Source organism: Planifilum fimeticola (genome assembly GCF_003001905.1).
Lineage (GTDB): Bacteria > Bacillota > Bacilli > Thermoactinomycetales > DSM-44946 > Planifilum > Planifilum fimeticola.
The window spans coordinates 19869-37500 of sequence record NZ_PVNE01000033.1 but is presented as its reverse complement, the minus strand read 5'-3'; the positions used below and the strand labels follow the sequence as shown (position 1 = coordinate 37500).

The window sequence follows — 17632 nt, the reverse complement described above, 5'->3', positions numbered from 1 at the left end:
AAACATCAAAAAAATGGCCTTGCTCCTCTCGAAGAGAGGAAAAGGCTTTGTGATCCGCCTAATTTACCAAATCTAATTTCCTTTATCTGTTTATTTCCCATAAACATGCAACCCCTGGCGCTTTTCTTGCGAAAAGAGCCAGGGGGTTTGTCATCAATCTCAGCCGAGAAGATTCTTCTCGGCTGGTTTTATTTTTAAATACTTCATACAAAACCAAAGACGAGGCGCTTGTGGTCCCCATCACGACGATCGTCATCACCGGCGGGCTCGCCTTGGCGGTCATCGGACCCGTCACCCGTCACCTCGGGGACCTGCTCACCCAGGGAATCGTGATGATCTACGATGCCGCCCCGGCGGTGGGAGCTTTGCTTTTCGGTTCCCTGTACGCTCCCCTGGTGATCACGGGGATGCACCACATGTTCATCGCCGTCGACCTGCAACTGATCACTCAAAACGGCGGCACCTTCATCTGGCCGATGATCGCCCTGTCCAATATCGCCCAGGGAAGCGCCGCCCTCGCCATGTTCTGGGTCGCCAAAAACGCCAACGAGAAGAGCATGGCTTCCACCTCGGCCCTGTCCGCCTATTTCGGCATCACCGAACCGGCGATGTTCGGGGTGAACCTGCGGCACAAATTCCCCTTCTACGCGGCGATCACCGGGTCGGCTTTGGCGGCGATCTTCGTCTCCCTCAACGGCGTGTTGGCACCCGCCATCGGCGTCGGGGGACTGCCGGCCTTCATCTCCATCATGGTGCAACACATCCCGATGTTCCTGGTCGGCATGGCGATTGTCCTCATCGTGCCCTTCCTGCTCACGGTTCTGCTCCACAACATCAGCAAAAAAAGGGCTCAAAAATCCCAAGCCTGATCCCCTGATGAAGTAGCGGGGCCGGTTTCCCGACGAACCACTTGCGGAAACCAGCCCCTTCCCTTTTGTCTCCTCGCCATCAAGTCAAGGAGGCGGAACCCCATGAAGAACCTCAGAAACGAAGACTGGAGAAAATCGGTCATCTATCAGATCTACCCCAAAAGCTTTTACAGCGCCAAAAACCAACCCACCGGAGATCTCGCGGGAATCATTGAAAAACTGGACTACCTCGCGCACCTGGGCATCGATTACATCTGGCTCACGCCGATCTATCCGTCCCCGCAAAGGGACAACGGCTATGATGTGAGCGACTACTATGCCATCGACCCCCGCTACGGGACGATGGAAGAGTTCAAAACGCTGCTCGAGGAAGCGCGCCGGCGCAGAATCGGGATTATCCTGGACATGGTGTTCAACCACACGTCCACCGAACACCAATGGTTTCAGGAGGCCCGCAAATCCCCGGACAGTCCGTACCGCTCCTTTTATATCTGGCGGGACCGACCCAACAACTGGCGCTCCAAATTCGGCGGTTCCGCCTGGGAATACGATGAGGTAGCCCGGCAATATTACCTGCATCTGTTCGACAAAACCCAGGCGGATCTGAACTGGGAAAACGAACAGGTGCGGCGGGAAATCTACAACATCATGAAGTTCTGGGCCGACATGGGCGTCGCGGGATTCCGCCTGGACGTCATCAATCTGATCTCCAAGGATCAGCGCTTTCCGGACGCCACCGGAGAGGGGCCGATGAACGACGGCCGCAAATTTTACACCGACGGCCCCAGGGTCCACGAGTTCCTTCAGGAAATGCACCGGGAGGTGCTGGAAGGCACCAACCTGATCACCGTGGGGGAAATGTCCTCCACCACCATCGAACACGGGGTGAAATACTCCCGGCCGGACCGGAAGGAACTGAACATGATTTTCAGCTTTCACCACATGAAGGTGGATTATCCCGGCGGTGAGAAATGGGTGAAAGGCTCCTTCGACCTCTTGAAATTGAAAAAAGTGATGTCCGAATGGCAAAGGGGGATGCATGAAGGCGGGGGTTGGAACGCCCTCTTCTGGTGCAACCACGATCAGCCCCGCGTCGTCTCCCGGTTTGGAAACGACACCGTCTTTCGGCGCGAGTCGGCCACCATGCTGGCCACGGCGCTGCACATGCTTCAGGGCACTCCCTATATTTATCAGGGAGAAGAAATCGGCATGACCAACCCCTATTTTGAATCCATCGATGATTACCGCGATGTGGAAACCCTGAACGCCTACCGCCTCCACCCGGACAAAGAGGCCGTCATGGAAGCCATCAAGCAAAAATCCCGGGACAACGCGCGCACGCCCATGCAGTGGAACAGCGAAAAACATGCCGGATTCTCCACCGCAGAGCCCTGGATCAAAGTGGCTCCCAATTACAAGGAGATCAACGTGGAAAAAGAACTCAAGGATCCGCAGTCCATCCTCCATCACTACAGGGAATTGATCCGGCTGAGAAAAACCTACGATATCATCACCTACGGAAAGTACGAACCCCTACTCGAAGACCATCCCCGGCTGTGGGTATATACCCGCAGACTGGAAGGCGAAGCGCTTCTGGTCGTGAACAACTTTTCCGATGCGGAGACCGAATTCCTCCTGCCCGAAGGACTCCCCTTCGCCCGTTGGAACAGCCGGGTGCTCATCTCCAACTACGAAGACGCCCCTTCCGATTTCAGACGAATTCTCTTAAGGCCCTATGAATCCGTCGTCTTCCACTTCACCCGGTGACAACGGACACAGCAAATTCCCGGACGACAGCTCGTCCGGGTTTTCTTCGTTCCTTACAATCCGATTGCAGCCCGATGGATGATGAATGCCTCGGAAACGCGATCATACGCCTCCCACTACTATTCCGAGTGAATCCGCTGCGCCGTGCAGGAAGGTAGCCTCCCGGAACGGTCTCAGCATACGGTCAGGCTGATGGATCGCCCGCTCCGCGCTTTGAGTGTCCGGAGAGACACTTCTCACGGGCTCCCCGGAGAAACATGACTCCACTCAACGTACCTCTTCCTCCCCCTGCGCGATCGGGTTTTCCTCATAACTGATCCAATCGCTGAAACTTCCGGCGTACAGGCGCCCCTCCCGACCCGCAAGATGAAGGGCCAGCAAATTGGCGCAAGCCGTCACCCCGGAACCGCAGTAGACGATGGGACGCTCCCCTTCGGGAATGAAGGAAAAATCGCGCCTGAGCTCCTCCCGCGATTTCCACCGCTGCCCTTCCGCCAGGTTGTTTTTCCAAAAGCGGTTCACCGCTCCGGGGATGTGTCCCGCCTTGGCATCGATGGGTTCAAACTTCCCCGCATACCGCTCGGGATCCCGGGAATCGATCAAAAGCCCCCGGTGACGCCTCACTTCCTCCATGCCCACCAACCATTCGGGATGACGGATTTGGGGGATGAACCGGGCGGGCGAAGGCTGGATCCGCTCCGCCGTCACGGGATACCCTTTCTCCTTCCACCCCTGATACCCCCCGTCCAGCACCGCCGTCCGTTCATGGCCCAGATAGCGGAGCAGCCACCACAGGCGGGCCGCCATCGCTCCTCCCTGATCGTCGTAGGCGACAACGGTTTTGGACGGATCGATTCCGGCCTTCCCCAACTTCCCCGCGAATGCATTCGTCTCTGGCAGGGGGTGTCGGCCGCCGTGTCGGCCGACGGGACCGGAGAGATCCTTCTCCAAATCCAGGTAGACGGCTCCCGGAATATGATCCTGTTCATACGCTATTCGGCCCGCATCGGGCTTTCCCAGTTCGAAACGGCAATCCACGACAACCAGGTCGGAATCCCCCAACCTATCCCGCAACCACTCCGGTGATACGATTGCTGACGGTAACACGCACATCCTCCTTCCCGGAATCCGTCCGGTCCTTTCCCCCTCCAATGCGGAACACAGGCCCTCCCGGCAACCGGCCCAGGCCGGCCGATGCAGGCGGCGGACCTCCTCCCGCTCTACCCCTTCTCCCCAACCGGTATGCTCCACGATCACCCGGTCTTTCCTCTCCCTCCTCAAAGCGACCGTCACGGACGTGGGAGTCCTCCTGATTCATTCAGCCGCAAAACGATCCGGTCCCTTCCGGGTAAGGCCGGCCGTCTCAATCGGCTCCACCGCCTTGAACACACATCCCTCGGTCGACTGGTGGTCAGAGGCCTCCGGTACGGCCTTCGCCCGTACCCGGGGGCAATCCCCATCAATCGATCCGGATCCGTTCAAGCCGGCCAAACCGCTTCCAAAGGCGTGCAATGGTGGTTTCTTGACGAAGGATTTGGGCCAATCGTCTAAATCCTCTCTGATCCGCAGATATTCGGTCCTATCCTTCACCGGGTTCGTCGCCGCCTTCGTCATCGTACTTCCTGCAGCGCACGTAACCCCGAAAGGCGGCCTCCACCCGGCGTCCCCACTGAAAGAGGGCCGTTTCCTGTCCGACAGCGGTGATGAGCTGAAGACCGATCGGCAGCCCGGACCGGTCGGTCCCCACGGGGATGGTCAGGGACGACAGCCCGAAGGTATTGGCATAGGCGACATACGGAAGATACCGGAGAAAGGTTTTGCGGATGGAAAAAAGTTCCGCATACACTTTTCCGTGTTCAGGGGCGGCACAGTGGTACACCGGAAAAACCAGCACGCGGTTTCGCAAAAATGCCTCCACCTCCCGTCCCCCTTCGCGGAGCTCCTCCGACATGCGCACCCACTCCTTCCCGGAGGGACGGAAAAGGCGTGTGCCCAGCAGTGCCCAGGTCAGGTAGGGATGAAGATCCGCCCTCCCCTTCAGGCGCGCCTTCACATACTCCAGAAAAATGCCTGAAAACCCCTTTTCCCCGCACAGCCGAACCAGCTCCTCCCCGCCGTCGTGGGACATGATCCACTGCCACATCTGGGCCGCCCGCTCGAAGCGGGGAGGATACTCCGCGTGGGAAGAGCGGGGGGTGAACTCCCGGCGGACCGCATCCAAATATTCGACCGTCTCCTCCCCCACCGGCGCGTCGGGATGGGGAGGAGGAACCACCAGCTGAAACGCGTCCGCATCCGCCGGGGGCGGCTTCTGAATGGCAAGGATCTCGTTGATCAATTCCGCATCCCTCACCGATTTGGCAAGGGCGCCGATTCCAAACATGGAAACCTGATGGGGCTCCTTCACCTCCGGAAATGCTCCTGCGGGGGAAACCCGGCGGTTGCCCGACTTAAAGCCGATCACTCCGTTGAAATGGGCGGGAAATCGGATCGATCCGTCGATGTCGGAACCGATGCCCACCGCGGCGCCGCCCACCGCCATCAGGGCTCCTTCCCCGCCGCTGGAGCCGCCGGCGGTGCGGCTCAGATCCCAGGGGTTGTTGGTTCGGCCGAACAGCGTGTTCTCCGTCTCCTGGCAATAACACAGGGCGGGAGTGTTGGTCTTCCCCAGAATCACCGCCCCTTCTTCCTTCAAACGCCTCACGATCTCCGCGTCTTCCCGGTCCACCTCCTCCCTGCGGCGGGGCAGTCCGCCGGTGGTGTGCATCCCCTTGACAAAAAAGGCTTCCTTCATGCTGATGGGAACGCCCCACAACCTCCCCTTCGCCCTGCCCTCCTTAAGCAGCCGGTCCCGTTCCTCCGCCTCCCGCCTGGCCTCGTCAAACCGGGGCTCGATCATCGCCCGAATGCGGGGATTGACCCGCTCGATGTGTCGGATGTATCCATCGACGGCCTCGGCGGACGTGATCTCCCCCGACCGGATCTTCTCGGCCAGGGTGAAGGCGTCCATGTCAAGAAGCTCCCTCATCGCCTCACCACCAACTGGATGATTGATCAGATTTCGCACGCGCCCCTCGGATAATTGTCAATCCAATCATTCCTTTGACAAGGCGTAAAATTCCTTCCGGTTATCCTATTTGGATGGCCGACGAAAAAACTCCTTCCGCGGAAGCCCGCTTATTCCCCCGTTCCGGAAATCCTACCTATCTAACCATTGAGGGAAAGGAGCGCTCCCCCTGCCGCACACAGGAGAACGACCGCCCAGGTCGGCACTTTCCAAATCCCCAGCATAGCGAAGCCGAACAGCGCCAAACCGAAATCCGACGGGTTCCGGATCGCTTCGGTCCACAGGGGATCATACAGGGCCGCCAACAAAATCCCCACCACCGCGGCATTGATCCCGTCCAAGGCCCTTTGAAACCCCGGGCGCTGGCGAATCCACTCCCAAAACGGAAGCGCCCCGATGATCAACAAAAAGGAGGGGAAAAAGATTGCCGCCGTTGCCAACAACGCTCCCGGCCACCCGCTGATCAGCGTCCCCAGGTAGGATGCAAAGGTGAAGAGCGGCCCCGGCACGGCTTGAGCCGCCCCGTACCCGGCGAGGAACTGATCAGGGGTCATCCACCCGGGCGACACGACTTCCGCCTCCAGGAGCGGAAGCACCACGTGGCCGCCGCCGAACACCAGCGAACCCGTCCGGTAAAAGCTGTCCAGAATCGCCATCCAGCGGCTCGATGCGATTTGCCGCAGCACCGGGAAGAGGAGAAGCAACCCGAAAAACAGCGCCCAAGAAATCCATGCGGCCTTCCGGGAAACGGGAATCCGAAGCGGAGCGGCTCCCCGGTCGGAATCCCGGGGCAAAAACCGCCAACCGATCAACCCGGCGGAGACGATGATCAGCACCTGGCTCAGCGTCGAATGCCAAATCACCGCGACGATGGCCGATAACACGGCGATCGTCGCCCGGGGACGATCCGGAGCCAACGTCCGGGCCATCCCCCAGACGGCTTGGGCGACCACCGCCACCGCGACGACCAATAAACCGTGGATCCACTCCGTCTCCTTGATCTGAGATCCCTGCAAGACATACGCGAACGCCATCAACGCCAAGGCGGAGGGAAGGGTAAATCCCGTCCAAAAAGCCAGCGCCCCCGGTAATCCCGCCCGGATCAGACCGACGGCGATCCCCACTTGACTGCTCGCCGGTCCCGGGAGCATCTGACACAGGGCCACAAGATCCGCATACGCCTTTTCATCCAGCCATTGTCGCCGGATCACGTATTCCTCCCGATAGTATCCCAGATGGGCAATGGGACCGCCGAAGGAAGTCAGCCCCAGCCGAACGGCGACTCTCAACACCTCCAGGGCGGATCCCCTCTGCGCCTTGTGGGTTTCCGAAACGCGCTCTCTTTCAGCCAAGTCCCGCTCCCTCCGATTCCGCCGCAGGCCATCGTAGGCCCTTCAACATCTCCCTACCCCTCCCGGTTTTCATTTACACACTCCGAACGCGCAACCGCACCTCATGGCCGTACGCCTGCCGGGGTCGGTTTGACGGTCCGTCCGCATCCTCGGGGATCGTCCTCCCCTCCGATTTTTGATAAATTGAATAAAGAACCCTCGGGAAAGGGGTAGAAAACATGAACAAAAAAATCAAGGAACTGAGCCTGTGGATGAAGGATAAGGGCATCGACCTCACCTTGCTCACATCCACAGCCAACATCTTGTATCTGACCCGATTCCACTGCGATCCCCACGAACGTCTCCTGGGCCTGTTCGTCCCCGCCGATGAGGAGCCCTTCCTGGTCTGCCCCCTGATGGAAGTGCAACGGGCGAAGGAGGCGGGCTGGAAAGGGGAGATCCTGGGATACGGCGATGCGGAAGATCCCTGGGATCACATCCGGCAGATTTGGGACCGGCGGCTGAAGTCGGCCGGCACGATCGCCGTGGAGAAGGAGCACCTTTCCCACGGGCGGGCGGAACGGCTCCTCGCGCTGAATCCCGGGGCAACCCTGGTCCCCGTCGAGGAAAAGATGTATGAACTTCGCGCGATCAAGGACCAGGAAGAAATCCGCCTGCTCGCCAAGGCGGCCCGGCTGGCCGACTACGGAGTCGAAATCGGCATCGACGCCTTGCGGGAAGGTTGCACGGAGATCGAAATCGTCGCCGAAATCGAATACGAGCTGAAGAAAAAAGGAGTTCAGGGGATGTCCTTCTCCACCACCGTCCTGTTCGGTGAAAAGACGGCCCTCCCCCACGGCGTTCCCGGCAGCCGCAAACTGTCTTCCGGAGACTTGGTGCTGTTCGACCTCGGTGTCATCGTGGACGGGTATTGTTCCGACATCACCCGAACTGTCGCATACCGGCGAATCGACGATTCGCACCGGCAAATCTACGAGACGGTTTTGAGAGCCCAGCAGGCCGCCCTCGGGCGCTGCTCCCCCGGCACCCCCATCAGTGAAGTCGACCAGGCGGCGCGGAAGGTGATCACCGCCGCCGGATACGGGGACCGGTTCCCCCACCGCGTCGGTCACGGGCTGGGCCTGGAGGTTCATGAATTCCCCTCCATGAGCGCTTCCAACGATCAGACGCTGCGGGAGGGCATGGTATTCACCGTCGAACCCGGCATTTACATCCCCGGAAAGGGCGGCGTTCGGATCGAGGATGATGTGGCCATCACCCGGGAAGGGTGCGATATCCTGACCAAGTTCCCCAAGGAACTGCGAGTGGTCGAATAAAAAGGAAACTGCGCGGGATCGGTGCAGGATTTCAAACAATCTGCTAGGCGCAATAACATATCATTGCTTCAACAGGCTATATAGTCCGTGCGGCTCGGAAATAAGCCGACCGAAGAGCGGCGCTGTCATCATATCCCGATGCGAAATCGTCCTGGTAATTTGCGTGAGTCAAAAACCCGGCTCCGTAAGTCCGAAGGAGCCGGGTTTGGTCATTCCGCTTTTTTTCTCAACCGCGGGCGATACCATTCATCCACGAGCCAGAACACCGCTGCGAACGCCGCTCCCAACATCACCGCAAAAATCTTTAACCTGCTATCTCCCCCTCCATCTCCCTCACCGAGAAGGTCGTTCATCACCAACGCGCCTCCGCCGACATGAATGATAAAGGCCCACAAAGGCCGAAATGGGAGCTTTTTACTGACCCAGTCGGAAAGAAGAGATACGGGAATTCCTGCAAATAACAAAGCCGCTCCGCTGTAAAATCCCAAAAAAATTGGAGCATATAGAATATACGAAGGCGATTTTATTGCAGCACCAATTAGTGCAAAAACTATCAACGTCAATAACCATGTGGCAGAACACGCGACCAATTTTCTTTCGATCAGCAAGAATGGAACCGATTTTTTCTCTATCACCCGAATCGCCTCCCCGCAACAAACAAATGAAAAACGATATTCCAATTCTATTCTTGCTTCTGTTCCGATAACCCTTTTTTTGGGACAGGAGAAACTCTCCTTCAGATACTCTACGAAAAGGGGGCGTTACCTCTTAAACCTGTGCACCGCTCGGAAGGCCGTCCCTACCTCCGCAGGGCCATCCGTTTCATATTTTCAGTAAAAACCGATAAAATGATCGTGAAATCTATAAAACGAAATAGTATCATAGAAGTGTGGAGGAATCCGGCTGACAACGACAGAAGGGAGGATTTCCTTGCGAACGCTTCGATCATTGGCCCTCGCCCTGTTCCTGCTCCTCTCCTTTCATCCGCAAGTCCTTGCCTCGGAGGAGGATTCTCAGCGGGACAACGCAAGCGCCTCCGAACCTCCCACCCAGCAGCTCCCCTCTCCCACCAAGCTGGAGGCCAAGGCGGTTCGGGTGATCGACGGGACCACCGTAGAGGTGAGCCTGTCGGATGGCCGGCGGGAGACGGTTCGGTTCCTGCAGGTCCATGTGCCCACGGGCCGTTCCTGCACGCCGAAAGCCGTAGACTTGGTCAAAAGGATGGTGCTCGGAAAGACCGTGCAGTTGGAATTGGATCATCCGAAGAGGGACGGGAACGGACGCCTCTTGGCGTATGTCTACGTGAACGGAAAATCCGTACAACAGGCCCTTCTCAACGAGGGACTTGCAAAGGTTGCCCCCCGTCCGGCCGACGGCAAGTATGTGGATCAATACCGGGTCTTTGAAGATCACGCCAAGGCGTTGGAAAAGGGGATATGGGCATCCTCCGCCTGCAAAAATGAGGATCGGGCGAAGGGCTCAGCCGAGGGAAAGGAAACCGGAAATAACGATCACAACCCTAACAACACGCTGAAACAGTCGAAATCCGGCAACAGCGGCGGCCGGCTGCCGAAGACCGGGACGCAGCATCCGGCCCATGCATTGATCGGCGCCGGAATCCTCCTGATCGGCCTCTTCATCTACCGGCGTACCGCTTGAAAATGGGGCGGGGACTCTTCCCCGCCCTTTAAACAACGGCCGGGCTCCGGTAGAACAGGCATTTTCTGAAAGCCGTTCAAACGAAACCCGGCTCAATTTTTTTCGCTTTATATAATTTCAGACCGGGAGGGTCGATCCCTCCCGGCGCTTTTATCTGAAAGTCTTTGATCTTGGCCTCAAAATCCATTTTATTCAACTTTCGTCACGAATCAATCCCGATTTCTTCTTCACCAAAAAAAAATTTATCTTCAGGATTCAATCCCCCTTCAGGCAACACCCGTCTTTTCAACCATCCCCGGGCGCGAGTCCCCCTCTTCACCCCCCGATCAGAATGGCAAGACCGGTGGAAAGGATCAGACCGAAAACCACGGGGAAAAAATTTTTTCTCACCAGATCGACGGTTGACACCCTCGTAAATCCTGCCACCGCCACCAGCGAAGACCATGCGATGATGGTTCCTCCTCCGCTCCAGATCGCTCCCATTTGGCCGATGGCGGCCAGCATGGCGGGATCCGTCCCGGAGGCTTCCGCCAGCGCGCCGGCCAGTCCGCCGGTCAGCGGAAGTCCGGAAAATCCGGAACCGTCCAACCCGGTCATCATGCCGACAATCAACAGGCCGAATCCGGCCAGAAAGCGGTTGTCCGGTATCAACGATTGGGCGCTGTTTATGAGATCAAACAGGAAGGCAGGCGCGCGCTCCGAATCGGAAAGGATCCCCCCGGAGAAATCCCCGTTTCCCAGAAAGAAGAAGCCGGCAATGGGAATGACGGGTCCCATCGCTTTGACGGCAAAGATCAATCCTTCCACCAGATGGTCGGCAATCCGATCCAGCGCCCGGACTTTCCAATGCGCCACCGTGGCCAGGATCAACAAAAGGGCTCCCACACCGCCGACGAAAGCGGCTCCGTTCTCCCCTTCCAGGTTCCTTCCGCCGCCCAATTTGGAATAGATCATGATGGCGACAATGCTGAGCAGGGCAAGGGGAACCAACACGGCAAACACACTGCCCCACCGGCTCGAAGATTGACCCTGCCCGCCGTCCGTCCCCCCTTTTTTCCCTTGAACGCCGACGACGGACTCCCATTCCCGCTCATTGCGGGGATCTTCGGGACGCCGAATCTTTCGGAACAGGGTCAGGTAGGCCATGCCGATGGCCACGACGCCGGTGATGAGGGATAGAATCATCGCCTTATCCGCCACCTCCGCCGCCGAGACACCCGCGGCCCGGGCACTCAACATCGGGGCCACCTGCATCACATAATCGGAGGACAGCGCCATCCCTTGACCGGCGAGGGCGATCGCCACGGCCGCTCCCATCTTCGGCAGCCCGGCGCGAATCGCCGGAGGCACCAACAGGGCGCACACCAGGGGAACCGTCGGAGTTGGCCAAAAAAACAAGGAGAAAATGTACGTCGCTCCCGTCAGAATCAGAAAGGCCATGTGGCCGTTCACCATCATTCTTCCGATGGGAACCACCATTCGCCGATCCGCTTCCAAATCGTTGAGGGAGCGGAGAAGGGCTACCATGAAGGTGATGATGAGGAAAATGCTGAACAATTCCTTGGCAGCCACCATATTGGCCTTAAAGATCGCCTGCAATCCTCCCGCGAAACTCTTCTCATACACCCAGGCAACGAGCAAGGTTCCGAGCAGGGCCGGAAGGACCACTCCCCGGCGGAACAGCATGGTGCCGATGATCGCCAATGTGACTCCCGCGTAAATCCAATGGGCTACGGTCAGTGTCATGGCAGACCCTCGCTTTCCCTCGGCCTTGGCAAAACCGAGTAGAATAAAATATTCCAAATTTTAATAATTATTTATCCCCCTTCTTTGCGTCAGGCCGTGAGATACAATACAGACAGACTCGGCTCTCACCCATTCCGCACTATCCTATTCATCTCGCCGCCGGAGTGTGTTACTTCCAACGAGAGGAGTGCCTGCATGTGCCTGATTCTTTTCGCTTTCCGGGCTCACCCGGACTACCCTTTGATCGTCGCCGCCAATCGGGATGAATTCATGGACCGGCCGACAGAACCGGCTCAATTTTGGAAGGATCATCCCGACGTGCTGGCCGGACGCGATCAAGTCAAGGGGGGAACGTGGATGGGCATCACCCGCAGAGGACGATTCGCCGCCCTCACCAATTTCCGCGATCCCTTCGCTTCCGTGAAAAATAAAAAGTCCCGCGGCCTGCTGGCGCGGGACTATCTGACGACGGAGATTCCACCCCGAGACTACCTGGAAAGCCTGCAGGAACGGCGCGCGTCCTATCCCGGATTCAATCTGCTGGTCGGCAGTCCCCGGGAACTTTGGTACTATTCCAATCAAAACGGCATGTGCCGCTCCGTTGAGCCCGGAATCCACGGGCTGAGCAACGCCTTTTTGGACACTCCCTGGCCCAAGGTCGTCAAGGGAAAGGAGCGCATCGCAGCCTGCCTTCAAAACCCGGAACCCTCCCGACTCTTTGATCTGTTGGCGGATGAGGAGCCGGCTCCCGACGAACAGCTGCCGGATACCGGCGTCGGCTTGGAAACGGAACGGCTCCTCTCCCCCGCGTTTATCCGGATGACCGGCTACGGCACGCGCTCCTCCACCGTATTGATCGTAAATGCCCGGGGGGAAGTCGACTTCATCGAGCGGACCTTCACTGAAGGAGGGGCAAGGGAGGTGCGCTTCCGCTTTTCCATCCGGGAAGAGTGAAGCGCGGGCCGTCAGCGGCGGTACACCGCCTCCCCGTCCACAACGGTGAGACGTACGGAAGCTTCAGGTAGCGCGGGCAGCGGGACGGAAAGCGGATCGGCATCCAAAACGGCCAGGTCGGCCGGCTGACCGGATTGCACCGGGGCGGTTACCGCCTGCATCGCCGAGAGGCGGGCCGCATGTTCGATCCGATCACTCGCCATGCCCGGATTTTCCCCCGACAGAATTCCGATCGTTTCCTCCGCCGCATTTCGAATCAGTTGCAGGGGGGAGCCGAACTCACCGGGAGGGCAGATTCGAAGCAAACGCTCCGTCGTCAGCCAGTCATACATGTCCATGCAGCGCTCGGGATGCCGTTTTTCCCGAAGGGGTTTCCAGATCCCCGCCAACCAATCGGGGGACATTTCGAGAATCGCCGACAGCTCTTTGGATGCGTAAAGAACCGATTCATTGAACACCGGAGGGAAACAGATCCGGTGCTTGGTCATCAGCCCCTCGGGATGGGTACGGGCATGCAAAAGGGCATGGAAGACCTCCGTGAGGGAGGAACCGCTGATCGGGCGGAAGACCAACTGAAATCCGTTGGCATGGACCAGATAGGAAAGGCGCTTCAATTCCTCCCGGGATCCCCTTTCCTCGGGTCCGGCGTGCACCCGGACGGCTCCCATGCGCACGCGGGTGGAACCGGTCCCTGTCCTCAGGCCGTTCTGAAGGAAATCCATGAAGGCGTCGATGGAAGGGATGCACACCGAAAGGCTGAAGCGGATCCGCAGAGCGTTTCGCTTCTCCAAACCCTCCAGCACGCGCCACAGGACGCGAAACCCCTCCGGGCCGACCGCTTCGTCGCATTCAAGCCGGGTAACGCCTTGCCGCAGGGCCTCCTCCTGCACCTTCAGGACGGCACTCTCCCACCGTTCCGCCTCCGATTCCCCCACCGCCGACCGAAAGGGAAAATTTCCCTCCAATCCGGTAGCCCGAAATTTTTTGCGCCCAAAAATCCGCTGCCAGATTCCCGGCTTGGCATCCGCAGGCGTAGATGCCGTCCGTTCCCCGCGGAAAGCCTCGGGCTTTGCCAGGAGATGCAGATTGGTTTCGCGGAAGCCGGACAGGACCCATCCTCCCTTCACATCCACCCACTCCGTTTCCGGGGAAGTCTGTTTCTCCAGCTCCTCCGCCGAGCCGAGGACGGCCACTCGATTTCCCCTGATTCCGACGGCAACGCTCTCCCAGGTCTCCTCCTCCGTCCAGACCCGGCCGCCGAAGATGACGGTGTCCAACGCTTTCCCGATCCCCTCCCGATCCTTCACCCTTCTCCCGCCTTTCCTTTGTTTAAGGTTGGTTCACCCCCATGAAAACACGTCCCGCCGCCCCTTTCAAGCATAGGTGTTCCACCCGGATGGTGTTCCCGCCTGGTACCAACCGGCTCTCCCCGGGCGGAAGCGCATCAGCAATTCCTTTCGGTAACCGGCAACATGCTCTTCCCCAATCATCGAAAAAAGGGTATAATTTATTTTTCCGGTCCCGATCTCTTTCCACCGCCCATCCCATCTCGGAGAGGAGGCCTCCGACCTTTGTCGGCGAAAGATCATCCGGACTATTCGGAAGAAGTCGAGCGTCTGGTTGAAACCCGGAAAGCCGTCGAAGAATGGCTGGGCAAGGCCCAAAGCTCCCGGGGAGAGCAGCGGAAACACTTCAAGCGGGCGATGAAAGGGTTGAACGTTCGCGACAGCAGCGAAGGGTACATCGATCTCTTGGTCAGCGGCAAATTGATGGATATGCTGATGCGGGACGAAGACCGGTTGCAGGCAATCCGCGAAAAACCCTACTTCTGCCGGATCGATTTTCGACCCGACGGCGCCGGCGAATACGAAAAACTGTACATCGGGAAAACGTCCCTTTTCCGCAGGGATTCCCAGCAGCCGGTGATCGTCGACTGGCGCGCCCCCATCGCCACCCTCTACTATGAGGCGCGCCCGGGACCCGTCTCCTATTCGTCGGAAACGGAAACGGTGACCGGCCATCTCTCCCTGAAGCGTCAGTATGAAATCGAGTCGGGAGAACTCGTGGAGATCCGGGACATCGACGTCACCGCCCGGGACGATCTGCTGGCGGCATCCCTTCGCAAAAGCGCCGACCGCCGACTGAACGAGATCATTTCCACCATCCAGGCGGAGCAGAACCGGGTCATCCGGGCGGATCTCGACTTTCCCCTGCTGGTGCAGGGTGCGGCGGGAAGCGGAAAAACGACGATCGCCCTCCACCGGATCGCCTACTGCCTGTACCACCGGGCGGAAACCTTTGATCCCGAACAGATGATGATTCTCGCCCCCAACCGCCTCTTCCTCGGATACGTGGCCGACGTGTTGCCGGAGCTGGGCGTTCTGGACGTGTACCAGACCACCTTCCCGGACTTCTTCCGCGAAGAAGTCGGAAAAAAGATGGAGCTGGCGGATCCGGACCAAAAGCTCCTGCGGTTCATCCAAAGGGAAGAGAGCGAACCGACCCTCCTCCTGGAAAAATGGTGCTCCCGCTTCAAAGGATCGATGACCTTCAAAGAGGTCGTGGATGCCTACATCGAGGAGGTGTTGGAGCAGCTCGCCCCCCGGGAGGATTTTATCCTGGGGAAAAAATACCTCATCCGGACCAAAGAGGAGATCAACCGGTGGCTGAGAGTAGATTACGCCTACCTTCCCATCTACCGGCGCCTGGAGAAAATCCGGCAGGTCCTCGGGCGGGAACTGAAGCGGAAAACCGAAGAGGTCGTGAAACAGGCGGAGCAGTACTACGACGAAAAAATCGAGCAAGTCCGTTACCGCATCCGGGATCCCGAGAAGCGGCGGGAACGGGTGATCCATTGGATGGACCGAAAGGAAGCGGTGCTGGAAAAGATTCGGAAGGCCTCCGCTTCCCTGCTACCTCGCTATATGGCCGCGTTTCGCAAAAAGGATGTCTTCTCCCATTACCGGGAGCTCTTCAGAAATGAAGAACGCTTCCGCTCCCTGTCCCTTCCGGCGGAAAACATCCGTTACCTGTGTCAAACCGCTTCCGAATCCTTGGACCGCAAACAGTTGGAAATGGAAGATACCGCCGCCCTCCTCTACCTGAAGCATCGACTTTACGGAATCCCCAACAGGCGAAAAATCAAACACGTCGTCATCGACGAGGCCCAGGATTTCAGCGTGTTCCAGATTTACGCGCTGAAAGAAGCAATCGGAACGCGGATCTTTACCATCTTCGGGGACCTGGCCCAGGGCATCCACAGCTACCGGGGAATCACCGATTGGCAAGAAGTTCTGGACCACGTCTTTCCGGAAGACCGCTGCCAGTTCCTCACCCTGGAAAAGAGCTACCGGACCACCGTGGAAATCATGGAACTGGCCAACCAGATCATCGGTCTGATGAACGCCCCCGGCATCCTTCCCGCCCGGCCGGTGGTGCGCCACGGGGACAAACCCCTCATCCGCCTGTTCGACGACCCCGAAGAGCCGGTGGACTGGATCCGGAACGAACTGGAACGGGCAAAAACCAACGGCTTTCGCTCCGTCGCCGTCATCGGCCGCTCCCTTCGGGAATGCCGAAAGATCGAAAAACTGCTGAAGCGGAGAACGGACTGGTCCCTCCAGCTCCTGACGGGGGAATCCACCTTCGAAGACGCGGATATCATCATCGTGCCCGCCCATACGGCCAAGGGACTGGAGTTTGATCTGGCGATCCTCCTCATGTTGGATGAGCCCTACACCCGCGACGAACTCGACCTGAAACTTCTGTATGTGGCCATGACCCGCCCCCTTCACCGGCTGGCCATCTTCGCTCGAAACGGGATGTTTCCGCTGCTGGAGGAGTTGGATCCGGCGAAGTACTGCAAAAAGTGTAGGTAAGAATCGGAGAAGGAACGGATCACAATTGACTCACTTTCGTCTACACATGGCTGAGGGGGTTGTGCCGCGAGTGCCTTTGCTATTGCAACGAAACGGAGCGGCACAACCCCCTTCGGCCACCAGACAAGGGGGTTTGCACCGAATTTGGTGAGAGCGATTGCGCCGATTTTTTCCGCTCAAGAAAAAACGACCCATCCCACCTCATCCCTTCCAATCCCCTGAGAGACCCGTTTCCGGGGGCGAAATCTTGCCGGCGCTTCTCCATTGACCATTTATTTATTTTTCAATATAATGCCCTTATTCCGCGACTGAAGGAGGAACGCCTTGTGATGTCACCCATTGCCGGAAGGTGTCGTCCCGCCGGAATTTGTCACGGTCATGAAGGGGGCAAAAGGAATTGTTCACCGGCGAAAAAGTGCGACTGCGCGCCTTTAGGGAAGAAGACACCGACCGGTTTGTCGAATGGGAAAGCGATCTGGAAACCCGCCTGCTGATGGATGACGGGATCCCCTTTCCTCCGCAACCGGATAAACTCCGGTCTCTGCCGGAAACCCTGGCTTCAGGGGAAGATGCCTTTCTCTTTGCGGTGGAAACCTTGGGCGGAGAATTTATCGGTTCCCTGGCCCTTTTTGACGTCAATTGGCACCACCGCTTCGCCCGGATCGGCATCTCCATCGGGAAGCCCCATCAGGGGAAGGGATACGGAAGCGACGCCATCCGCATCTTGACCCGATTCGCCTTCCGGCAGATGAATCTCCGAAAACTCAAGTTGACGGTGTTCGCCTTCAACCGTCGGGCGATCCGTGCCTACCAAAAATGCGGTTTCCGGGTGGAGGGCATACTGCGGGAAGAACTGTACCGGAACGGGCAGTACCACGACGTGTTGGTGAGGGGCCTGCTCCGCTCCGATTTCCCGCACTGAAAGAGCTGAAACCGATCTCCGCGGAACAAAACTGCGATTAAGACGGTTTGCCCCCTGCGACCCGCAGGGGGCTTGCATTTTTCTCTATAGGGATTTCCGATA

General features: G+C 58.3%; 14 protein-coding genes and 1 pseudogene. 8 read left to right on the top strand and 7 right to left on the bottom strand.

What is annotated here, in order from left to right:
- The 3 genes and pseudogenes from CLV97_RS18675 to treC form a co-directional block, all read left to right on the top strand.
- Positions 1 to 198: hypothetical protein (locus tag CLV97_RS18675; RefSeq protein ID WP_245891656.1), on the top strand; the 198-nt coding region annotated here is incomplete at its 5' end.
- A gap of 26 nt (positions 199 to 224) precedes the next feature.
- Positions 225 to 869, top strand: a pseudogene (locus CLV97_RS15955) (PTS transporter subunit EIIC); the annotation flags it as partial.
- A gap of 102 nt (positions 870 to 971) precedes the next feature.
- Positions 972 to 2636 carry an alpha,alpha-phosphotrehalase gene (treC, locus tag CLV97_RS15950; protein ID WP_106346523.1) on the top strand — a complete coding sequence of 555 codons (1665 nt, stop codon included), beginning with the start codon at positions 972 to 974 and terminating at the stop codon, positions 2634 to 2636.
- 267 nt (positions 2637 to 2903) lie between these two features.
- On the opposite strand, the gene CLV97_RS15945 is transcribed toward treC, so the two are convergent.
- The 4 genes from CLV97_RS15945 to CLV97_RS15930 all read right to left on the bottom strand — a co-directional run bounded on the left by CLV97_RS15945 (position 2904) and on the right by CLV97_RS15930 (position 7055).
- The gene (locus CLV97_RS15945) at positions 2904 to 3749 is read right to left on the bottom strand and encodes a sulfurtransferase (RefSeq protein ID WP_106346528.1); all 846 of its coding nucleotides are present in this window, start codon (positions 3747 to 3749) and stop codon (positions 2904 to 2906) included.
- Between the two features lie 201 nt (positions 3750 to 3950).
- On the bottom strand, positions 3951 to 4226 hold the full coding sequence (locus CLV97_RS15940; protein ID WP_146130528.1) for a hypothetical protein: 276 nt from the start codon (positions 4224 to 4226) through the stop codon (positions 3951 to 3953).
- Positions 4216 to 5664 carry an amidase gene (locus CLV97_RS15935; RefSeq protein ID WP_245891655.1) on the bottom strand — a complete coding sequence of 483 codons (1449 nt, stop codon included), beginning with the start codon at positions 5662 to 5664 and terminating at the stop codon, positions 4216 to 4218. Before CLV97_RS15935 ends, CLV97_RS15940 begins: the two co-directional genes overlap by 11 nt.
- 179 nt (positions 5665 to 5843) lie before the next feature.
- Positions 5844 to 7055, bottom strand: coding sequence for a chromate transporter (locus CLV97_RS15930; protein ID WP_211295774.1), 1212 nt, complete (start codon positions 7053 to 7055; stop codon positions 5844 to 5846).
- A gap of 218 nt (positions 7056 to 7273) precedes the next feature.
- Between CLV97_RS15930 and CLV97_RS15925 the strand changes: the two genes are divergently transcribed.
- Entirely contained in the window at positions 7274 to 8371 is a 1098-nt protein-coding gene (locus CLV97_RS15925; protein ID WP_106346521.1) for a M24 family metallopeptidase, read from the top strand.
- A 209-nt stretch (positions 8372 to 8580) separates the two neighbouring features.
- On the opposite strand, the gene CLV97_RS15920 is transcribed toward CLV97_RS15925, so the two are convergent.
- The gene (locus CLV97_RS15920; protein WP_106346520.1) at positions 8581 to 9006 is read right to left on the bottom strand and encodes a hypothetical protein; all 426 of its coding nucleotides are present in this window, start codon (positions 9004 to 9006) and stop codon (positions 8581 to 8583) included.
- Between the two features lie 295 nt (positions 9007 to 9301).
- Here CLV97_RS15920 and CLV97_RS15915 point away from each other — a divergent pair, with 295 nt between their 5' ends.
- Positions 9302 to 10030: a thermonuclease family protein gene (locus CLV97_RS15915; RefSeq protein WP_146130527.1), complete on the top strand. Its 729-nt coding sequence runs from the start codon at positions 9302 to 9304 to the stop codon at positions 10028 to 10030.
- Positions 10031 to 10345: 315 nt separating this feature from the next.
- On the opposite strand, the gene CLV97_RS15910 is transcribed toward CLV97_RS15915, so the two are convergent.
- Entirely contained in the window at positions 10346 to 11776 is a 1431-nt protein-coding gene (locus CLV97_RS15910; protein WP_106346525.1) for a hypothetical protein, read from the bottom strand.
- Between the two features lie 195 nt (positions 11777 to 11971).
- On the opposite strand from CLV97_RS15910, the gene CLV97_RS15905 reads away from it, so the two are divergent.
- Positions 11972 to 12730 (top strand): NRDE family protein, encoded by a 759-nt coding sequence (locus CLV97_RS15905; protein WP_106346518.1) that lies wholly within the window; start codon positions 11972 to 11974, stop codon positions 12728 to 12730.
- Between the two features lie 11 nt (positions 12731 to 12741).
- Here the strand turns inward: CLV97_RS15905 and CLV97_RS15900 are convergent, their stop codons facing one another.
- Positions 12742 to 14037, bottom strand: a complete 1296-nt coding sequence (locus CLV97_RS15900; protein WP_106346517.1) for an amidohydrolase family protein — start codon at positions 14035 to 14037, stop codon at positions 12742 to 12744.
- A gap of 264 nt (positions 14038 to 14301) precedes the next feature.
- Here CLV97_RS15900 and helD point away from each other — a divergent pair, with 264 nt between their 5' ends.
- Both helD and CLV97_RS15890 read left to right on the top strand, forming a co-directional pair.
- Positions 14302 to 16608 (top strand): RNA polymerase recycling motor HelD, encoded by a 2307-nt coding sequence (gene helD / locus CLV97_RS15895; RefSeq protein WP_106346516.1) that lies wholly within the window; start codon positions 14302 to 14304, stop codon positions 16606 to 16608.
- 397 nt (positions 16609 to 17005) lie between these two features.
- Positions 17006 to 17530 (top strand): GNAT family N-acetyltransferase, encoded by a 525-nt coding sequence (locus tag CLV97_RS15890; protein ID WP_106346515.1) that lies wholly within the window; start codon positions 17006 to 17008, stop codon positions 17528 to 17530.
- Positions 17531 to 17632 lie beyond the last annotated feature (102 nt).

Excerpts from the sequence above, each read along its gene's own strand:
- treC (WP_106346523.1), top strand. The coding sequence starts at position 972 with ATGAAGAACCTCAGAAACGAAGACTGGAGAAAATCGGTCATCTATCAG.
- CLV97_RS15945 (WP_106346528.1), bottom strand. The coding sequence starts at position 3,749 with ATGTGCGTGTTACCGTCAGCAATCGTATCACCGGAGTGGTTGCGGGAT.
- CLV97_RS15935 (WP_245891655.1), bottom strand. The coding sequence starts at position 5,664 with ATGAGGGAGCTTCTTGACATGGACGCCTTCACCCTGGCCGAGAAGATC.
- CLV97_RS15925 (WP_106346521.1), top strand. The coding sequence starts at position 7,274 with ATGAACAAAAAAATCAAGGAACTGAGCCTGTGGATGAAGGATAAGGGC.
- CLV97_RS15910 (WP_106346525.1), bottom strand. The coding sequence starts at position 11,776 with ATGACACTGACCGTAGCCCATTGGATTTACGCGGGAGTCACATTGGCG.
- CLV97_RS15905 (WP_106346518.1), top strand. The coding sequence starts at position 11,972 with ATGTGCCTGATTCTTTTCGCTTTCCGGGCTCACCCGGACTACCCTTTG.